Genomic DNA, 7,793 nt, shown 5'->3' with positions numbered 1-7,793 from the left:
GCCTAGAGGTGTACGCGATCGTCAGGGGTGAGGTGAGTACTTTGTCCGCGCGCCGTATGGCAGGATGGTGTTGGCCCGCATTCGGCGGGCAGCGCGTTTTTCGGCTTGATGCAGGAAGTGATGGCGTTATTTTCCGGTTCCGACGTCCCACCGCGTGCGGCATGCCGCAACGGCTGATCCGGATCAGGCTTTGCCTGTGGCCCGGACGTCACTGCGTGCGGCGGCTGAACAGGACACCGGCCAGCAGGAGCGAGGCCGCGATGATGGCGAGCTCGTCGAGCAGGCACAGGTTCTCCTCCCCGGTCCGCGCCTTGTCGAGTGCGGCGTACTGGCCGGTCAGGCTGATGCGTCGCCGCACCTTGCCACGCTGGGTGAGTACGTCGTGGCCGGCAACCCGGGCGGTGCCGGCATCGAGGTCGCCCGCACCGAGGGGATCTCCGGCCTGTCCATGAGCCGGGTTGCCGCGGAACCAGGCGCGGCGACGATGTCGCTCTACCGCTACATCTCCGTCAAGGACGAACTGCTCATGCTCATGGCCGATGCGGCGATGGGCCGCCCGCCCGGTCTTTCGATTTCGGGCTGGAACGCATCCTCGACGGGGTCGCGGCCCTCATCGAGGGCCTCTGCGCGGACGTTCCTCGTCCCAGGGGACGTACCTGATGCAATGAGGTCGTCAGGCAGGATGGTAGATTCCTACCCTCGCCCGTCTAGCTTTGTGCCGGGAGTGTCCGCGAGGAGAACGTGTGCCCGTGACCAGTGGCGGAATCCAGGTGCCCCGTTTCCTGCGTGCGTTCGGCATTGGCGGGTCGGGGCGGTCCGTCCGGGTACCCGGCGCCGGCTGGGCGGTCCCGGCCGTCCGCTCGCCCGGAGCCGGTCCTGCGGACGGCGGGACCATCCTCGTGCTGACGCTGGGGTATCTCATGGTCGTGGCGATGCTGGTGGTCGTCGTGACCGACGTGTCCGCCATCTACCTCGCCCGCCGGTCGGTGGCCTCGGCCGCCGACGGCGCCGCGCTGGCTGCTGCCCAGCGCATCGACGAGAACGCGATCTACACCGCCACCGACGCCTTCGAGCGCCTGCCCCTCGCCGATATCGCCACGACCGTCGATCAGTACCAGCGCCGGGCCGATCCGAGTGGCCGCACGACCCTCACCTCCATCCTCGTCGACGCGACGACGGTGGAGGTGGAGGGCACGCGTGTGGTCGATCTTCCGGTTGTGGGCTCCCTCGGGGTGGGTCCGGTCACGGTACGTGCCGGAGCGCAGGCACAGTCGGTGGTCCGCCAGCCCGCTGCACCATGACGCCGGCCGGCGCCGGAACGCCGAACCGCGCCGGTTGCGTGCGCGCCACCTGTTGGCTTTCCTCCGACCCCTGATGCAACCAGGTCGAGGTGGCGTCCAGGAGATCGTCGAGACCGTGGCCGGTGCGGCGCTCGGCTAGATCCGACACGTCCCGGACCAGCCGGGCCACCCATTCGGCCGGCCGCCCGGCAGACAGCGCCACCGCCTGAGCGGCGTGCTGGGCTGCCTCGTCGCGATCCGGGATCTCCCGGGCCAGTGCGGCCCGGGCCTGCGCCATCCGCACCGAGACCACCATGCCCGTCTGGCCGCTACCTGTGATCAACGTCGCGGCGCGTTCCAGGTGAGGCATGGCCTCGTCGGCCGCGCCGACGGTGGTCAGGGCCTCGGCGCAGGCCAGGGCAAGATCCGCCGGGGAGTAGGTGTCGAGCGAGAAACCCGGCGAGCCGTGGGCGGTGTCGTCGAGCCGTTCCATCGTCTGCCAGGCTCTGGCGACGGCGCCCCGGACGCCCGCCCGGTCGCCGGTCGCCGCACAGGCGCTGGTGACAACCTTCCCGGCGATGAGGGCCCGGGTGGAGCTGTGCCCCGCGATCCGCGCCGCCGCCCCGGCGATCTGCAGGGACACCGCCGGGCTGTGCGGGCGGACCACCCGGGCGCGCAGGGCCAGGGCGCGGGCGGCGAGTGGCCCGTCCCCGGCGGCCCGGGCGAGCGCCGCGGCCCGGTCGGCCCGCACGGCGGCATCGGAGTGTTTGCCGCGGTCGTAGGCGGTGGCGGCTGCCACCGTCGTGACCGCCGCGTGCAGCCGCATCCACTCCAGCGCTGGCCGGCCGCGCAGCCGGTGTTCCCGGGGCACGGTCTGTGTCGTGCGCTCCAACGAGACCAGGGCGGACGTGGTAGTGATCAGATCAGACGTCTCGTAGGCCCTGACCGTCGCGGTCAGGGCGGCCATGCAGGCCTCGTGCAGGCCGGATGCGTCGTCGCGCAGACTCACGGAGCCCACCGCCGCGAGGCCGGTGGCAACCAGGACAGAGCGTCGGTCCGCGACCTCCGAGACCTCCGACACGATGGGACCCTCCGTGCTCCTGCGGGAATGATCGCGGCCTTCCGCCGGCACGCGACGGGGCGGTGAGTCGCCGCCGCCAACGGCGTGATCCGATCGCTCGGACGACAGATCCGGTTATTCACGGCGGCCTTCCTCCTCTTCCCCGTGGTAGTGGCCGGTCCTCGAGTCTTCGTCCCGTCCCGTCCCGGCGACATCGACCGGTGTACACGCGCGCACCGGTCGATGCGTCCGAGCTCTCTGCAGCTGATCTCTCCGCATCCGACACCCATATGGTCGCGAGGCCGCACTGTCCCGACGAAACCCGGCGTTCACGTATTCGTGCGCGAAGTGCCGTCTTCGACGTTATCGTTCGGGGGCCGCGGACGCGCCGAGTTGTGCGTACTCGGCGATGTGGTACGTGTCTCTTCAGGGATTGGCGTCGGTTGTTGTCGGAGATTGCTGTCGGATGGCTGAACCGCCTGACTGCCTGGGGCCGTCGCAACGATTGTCCGCAGTGCGGGCGCCGGTTGGCCGAAATTCTCGTGGCATCCTGCGAATGTTTCATCCTCGTGTCGTCGAGTCATTGCATGTTTCGCCATGATGATGTTTCCCGGTCGGGATGCCGCCGGGATGCTGCCGGGAGGTCCTCGGGATGCCGTCGGGAGACCGCGGGGAGGTCGCCGCGGGGCTCGGCGCGACGCCGATGCGAGCTCGGCCGGCTCCCGCCCGGGCGGGCAAGATCCGTCCTGGCGGTGGCCGCCGAGTGCCGCCGGTAAGGTGAACAGCATGGCCGTCGACCTGTCCGAGGAGATCAAACAGCTGGATGCCACGTTGACCGGCATCGAGACGGTTCTCGACGTGGAGGGGTTGCGCCGTCGCGCCGAGGATCTGGAGCGTCAGGCTGCGGACCCCGACCTCTGGTCCGATCAGGACCGGGCCCAGGCTGTCACCCGCAGGTTGTCGTCGACGCGCGGGGACATCGCCAGGGTGGAGGGGCTGCGTCGCCGTCTCGACGACATCGCCGCCGCCGCGGACCTCGGCGACGAGGATCTGCTCGCCGAGGCCGCAGCCGATTTTCCCAGGCTGTCCAATGACATCGCCGGTCTCGAGGTCCGGACCCTGCTGTCCGGCGAGTACGACGAGCGGGACGCGATCGTGCAGCTCTCGGCCGGGGCCGGCGGGGTGGACGCGGCCGACTGGACGGCGATGTTGCTTCGGATGTACCTGCGGTGGGCCGAGCGGCATGGCTACGCCACGGAGGTCTTTGACACCTCCGAGGCTGAGGAGGCGGGTCTGAAGTCGGCAACCTTCCAGGTCAAGGCGCCCTATGCGTACGGGACGCTGCGCAGTGAGCACGGGGTGCACCGGCTCGTCCGGATTTCGCCGTTCGACAACCAGAACCGGCGGCAGACCTCCTTCGCCGGGCTGGAGGTCACCCCGGTCGTCGAGCTGTCCGACCGCGTCGACATCGACGACAAGGATCTGCGTATCGATATTTTCCGTTCGTCCGGCCCGGGTGGACAGGGGGTCAACACCACCGACTCCGCGGTCCGCATCACGCATCTGCCCACGGGCATCGTGGTGACGTGCCAGAACGAGCGCAGCCAGCTCCAGAACAAGGCCGCCGCGATGATCGTGTTGCAGGCGAAGCTCCTGGAGCGGCGGCGGGCCGAGGAAGCAGCGGAGAAACAGCGCATCACCGGCGGGCCACAGGACGTCTCCTTCGGATCACAGATCCGTAACTATGTCCTCCACCCGTACCAGATGGTGAAGGATCTGCGTACCGACACCGAGACCTCGAATACCAGCGGTGTTCTCGACGGCGAGCTCGATGATTTCATCGACGCGGAGATCCGGTGGCGGCGGTCGGTCGAGAATCAGGCGTGAGAGGGTTCTTCGGAGCTTTTGCCGACGCCCGGGATGCGCCTGGTTCCGGGCTGAGCGGGCAATCCTCGCCGCACCGTCCGGGCGCTCGTGGCCCGGCGGGACGATACGCGCCCGGCGTTCCGGTTCCGGAGGTCCGGAGGTCTCCCGTTTCCGGGACGGCATCCGAATGCTGCCTGCCTCTCGGGGAACGAACGGTGAAAAGACTAAAGATCCGGCCGTGGTGGGAACGCCGGTGTGACGTAGGCTCGGCCGGCAGCCCGGCCCGGCGTCGGGGGAGGACTCCACCGGATCTCCTGACGCCATTGGCATGCCGGGTATACACGTGTAGAGTTCCGGGTAGTTCGCGGACCGGTCGATGTTTTAGTTTCGGTGTCTTGATCTGGTCCGTCTACTGCTTCACCCGATGGGATGTACGCCCGTGTCACCTGGTCGTTCACGATTGCGAACCGCTGTCGCGGAGGGAGTGCGGTCTGTGTCCCTGCACGTGAATGCACGCATGTATCTGTGTGGAAATAACGGTGCAAATCCGGGCAGGATGGCCAGTCTCGCCGGTACGGGAAAGCCGTGACCTCCCTGGCGCCCGCGGCGTCCGGCGCCGCCTCCGGCGTGTTCGACGGTGCGCCCACGATGCCCCTGCCCGTCCTTATGTACCACGGCGTCGGTGATTCGGTGAGTGCGGACTGCCGACGCTGGGAGGTCCCTCCCGGTGCCTTCGCCGAGCAGCTCGAGGCCCTCGCCGAAAGCGGTTACCACCTCACGGGTCTCACTGACGCGCTGGCGCATCCCGCCCGCCGCCAGGTGGTGATCACCTTCGAGAACGGCTTCGAGGACTTCGTCACCACCGCGGTGCCCGCTCTGCGGGCGATCGGTGCCAGCGCTACCCTGTACGTGCCGACCGCCTTCGTTGGCCGGCGCGCCACCTGGCTGGATGGCTACACCGAGCGCAACCTCCCCCTGCTGGACTGGTCCGACCTCGCCGCGCTCGCCGGAGAGGGCATCGAGCTCGGCTCGCACGGTCACCGTCATCTGGAGCTCGACGTGGTGCCGACCGCCTTGGCGCGGTACGACGTCACCGCCAGCCGGCGGCTGATCGAGGAGAGCACCGGCCGGCGTCCGGACAGTTTCTGCTACCCCTTCGGTTATCACTGCGCGTCGGTGCGCCATGTCGTCGCGGCCGCCGGGTTCGAATCGGCCTGTGAGGTCGGGTACCGCATTCATCAACCGACGTTGTCCCGGTTCGCCATCAGTCGATTGATCGTCAATCGGGCCGCTGGAGCGGCCGACATCCTTCGGCTCGTTTCCCAGGGGCATCGCGACGCCCTGCTCAGCGCCCGGCGAGGACTGCAGTCGGGGTGGCGGGCATATCGAGCGGCGCGCTGGCGGCTCGGCCGAGGCGCCTGACGACGGGGAACGCGGGAACTGGGGTCCGGGGTCCGGGGCCTGGCAGTTACCGCGTGCTCTCTCACACGACCGCGAGCCGATAGCCCCGCTTGATGACGGTCTCGACCACGCGGCCGGCCGGTCCCAGCGCGGTGCGTAACCGGGCGACGGTCATCTCGACCGCGTGTTCGTCGGTGAGCCCGGCCGTGCCCGTCCGGCGCAGCAGCTCGGCTCGGGACAGCACCCGACCGGGACGCTCGGTCAGCGCGTCGAGGACCGCCGCGGTCCTGGGTGCGAGCATCACCGGCTCGCCGTTGACGATCACTGCCGCGCCCTGGACCCGCAGCACGTGCCCCGCGGCCTCGACGGTCCGCCCCCGGCGACGCGGGAGTTCGTCGGACAGCGTGCGCACGAGTGCTCCGAGCCGGGAACCGGTCCGGGGCCACGGTCGCCACGCCCTGCCGTTCGAGGGGGGCGGCGCAGACCGGACCCACGCACGCGGGCAGCACCTCGCCCCGCAACGCGGTCAGCAGTTCGTCGAACTGTCCCATCTCCCGGGCGATCCGTAGGAGGCTCACCACGGCGGGCGCGCTGGTGAAGGTGACCGCGGAGACCCCGCCGGTGACGATGAGTTCGACCATCCGGCGGACCGGCCGCAGATCGTCCGGTGGTTCCCACCGGTACACCGGTATCTCGACGACCTCGGCACCCGCCGCGCGCAGTCCCTCGACCATGTCTGGCAACGGCTCGCCGTGTAGCTGCACCGCGATGCGCAGTCCGGCCAGGTTCTCCGTGAGCAGATGGGCGACGAGCTCGGCGCCGGATTCCGAGCGGGGCGACCAGCATTCGGTGAGCCCCGCGGCCCGGACGGCGCCAGTGACCTTCGGCCCTCGGGTGAACAGCCGGGCGCCGTCCAGCCGGTCGCGCAGCCGCTCGCCGAGCCCCCAGCCCTCGGCGGCCTCCACCCAGCCGCGGAAGCCGATTGCCGTCGTAGCGATCACTGCGTCCAGCGGCCGGGTGAGGCACTCCCGGGTCGCGGCGAGCAGCAAGCTGTCGTCGGCGAGCGGCACGATGCGCAGGGCCGGGGCATGGATCACCCGGGCTCCGCGCCGTTCGAGGAGGTTCGCGAGTTCGTCGCGGCGACGCGCGGCCGTGACCCCGACGGTGAAGCCGAGCAGCGGTGGCAGCCCGGCGCTGACTGCCGGCTCCGTCGATGTCGCCGATGCCGGGGACGTTCCGGGCGCGCTGGTGGTTCCGGGTGTTCCGGTGGTTCCGGCGGTTCCGGGTGCGCCGAACCGGTCGCCGATGTCGGGCCACCCGGGACTACGGGTTGTCACGAGGCTACCTCCTGGCCTGGGGTCCCGCGCCGATCCCCCGGTCACCGCAGGATCGGACACGGCTATGTCCACGCGCTTGCCGGTGTGCAACGCCGGTGTTAACCGGCACCGTTGCGTATTCACGACGTCCGCATCGAGCGTTCGTCGGGCATCTCACATCCCGTCGTGTCGTGGAGTGCATGCCTTGTATCCGGACCGACCTGACTTCGAGTCGGTGTTGACATCCTGGGTTCGTACGGTTCTGGTCGTAGCGGGTGCCCGTTTGGACCGGCACCCATCGGTTCGGACATGCGGGTGGTGCGCGGATGTCTTCTCGATCATTGGTGGTCGTCGGCCGCGGCATGGTGGGGCATCGGTTGTTGGCGGCGCTGCGGGACCGCGACGTCGAGGGGCGATGGGATATCACGGTCCTCGCCGAGGAACCTCGGCCCGCCTATGACCGGGTGGGCCTCTCGGCGTACTTCACCGGGGCGACCGCGGAGGACCTCAGCCTCGTCGAGGACGGATTCCTCGAACACCCCCGGCTGCGGCTGCGTCTCGGTGAACCGGTCGTCGCCGTCGATCGGGCCGCCCGGACGGTGACCACCGGTGCTGGCCGCACCTACCGGTACGACGTGCTGGTGCTTGCGACCGGTTCCTACCCGTTCGTCCCGCCGGTACCCGGCCGGGAGGCCACCGGCTGCCATGTCTACCGCACGATCGAGGACCTAGAGGCGATCTTCGCCTCGGCGCGGGGTAGCCGGACCGGGACCGGTGTGGTCGTCGGTGGCGGTCTGCTCGGCCTCGTTCTGTCTTCCGCACATGGGGTTTCGATGCGTTGACCGGCCTGGTTTCTGATCAAGGTGGTCG

7 protein-coding genes and 1 pseudogene are annotated in these 7,793 nt (G+C 69.6%); 4 read left to right on the top strand and 4 right to left on the bottom strand.

Features of this window, described 5'->3' with window-relative positions; translation table 11 throughout:
* Window positions 1–208: 208 nt before the first annotated feature.
* Window positions 209–358 (bottom strand): hypothetical protein, encoded by a 150-nt coding sequence (locus tag AC08OJ_RS16715; RefSeq protein WP_476594070.1) that lies wholly within the window; start codon window positions 356–358, stop codon window positions 209–211.
* Window positions 359–893: 535 nt separating this feature from the next.
* On the opposite strand from AC08OJ_RS16715, the gene AC08OJ_RS16710 reads away from it, so the two are divergent.
* Window positions 894–1,301 carry a pilus assembly protein TadG-related protein gene (locus AC08OJ_RS16710; protein WP_476594076.1) on the top strand — a complete coding sequence of 136 codons (408 nt, stop codon included), beginning with the start codon at window positions 894–896 and terminating at the stop codon, window positions 1,299–1,301.
* Here AC08OJ_RS16710 and AC08OJ_RS16705 read toward each other — a convergent pair.
* Window positions 1,243–2,361, bottom strand: a complete 1,119-nt coding sequence (locus tag AC08OJ_RS16705) for a hypothetical protein (protein ID WP_476594071.1) — start codon at window positions 2,359–2,361, stop codon at window positions 1,243–1,245. The genes AC08OJ_RS16710 and AC08OJ_RS16705 overlap by 59 nt on opposite strands.
* A 765-nt stretch (window positions 2,362–3,126) precedes the next feature.
* On the opposite strand from AC08OJ_RS16705, the gene prfB reads away from it, so the two are divergent.
* Both prfB and AC08OJ_RS16695 read left to right on the top strand, forming a co-directional pair.
* Complete coding sequence (prfB, locus tag AC08OJ_RS16700; RefSeq protein ID WP_476594072.1) at window positions 3,127–4,227, top strand: peptide chain release factor 2; 1,101 nt, start codon at window positions 3,127–3,129, stop codon at window positions 4,225–4,227.
* Between the two features lie 564 nt (window positions 4,228–4,791).
* A complete protein-coding gene (locus AC08OJ_RS16695) occupies window positions 4,792–5,628 on the top strand; it encodes a polysaccharide deacetylase family protein (RefSeq protein ID WP_476594073.1) in 837 nt (278 codons plus the stop codon).
* Window positions 5,629–5,689: 61 nt separating this feature from the next.
* Here the strand turns inward: AC08OJ_RS16695 and AC08OJ_RS16690 are convergent, their stop codons facing one another.
* A complete protein-coding gene (locus AC08OJ_RS16690; protein ID WP_476594074.1) occupies window positions 5,690–6,019 on the bottom strand; it encodes a winged helix-turn-helix domain-containing protein in 330 nt (109 codons plus the stop codon).
* A 76-nt stretch (window positions 6,020–6,095) separates the two neighbouring features.
* A pseudogene (locus tag AC08OJ_RS16685) lies at window positions 6,096–6,944 on the bottom strand (uroporphyrinogen-III synthase); the annotation flags it as partial.
* A gap of 305 nt (window positions 6,945–7,249) precedes the next feature.
* Between AC08OJ_RS16685 and AC08OJ_RS16680 the strand changes: the two are divergent.
* Window positions 7,250–7,765, top strand: coding sequence for an FAD-dependent oxidoreductase (locus AC08OJ_RS16680; RefSeq protein ID WP_476596214.1), 516 nt, complete (start codon window positions 7,250–7,252; stop codon window positions 7,763–7,765).
* The last annotated feature ends 28 nt before the right edge of the window (window positions 7,766–7,793 follow it).

The organism is Frankia sp. CgKIO3, assembly GCF_977946435.1.
This window is presented reverse-complemented; position numbering and strand designations above follow the sequence as displayed.

Bases quoted from the DNA above. Each gene is read 5' to 3' on its own strand.
- prfB (WP_476594072.1), top strand. From the start codon at position 3,127: ATGGCCGTCGACCTGTCCGAGGAGATCAAACAGCTGGATGCCACGTTG.
- AC08OJ_RS16680 (WP_476596214.1), top strand. From the start codon at position 7,250: ATGTCTTCTCGATCATTGGTGGTCGTCGGCCGCGGCATGGTGGGGCAT.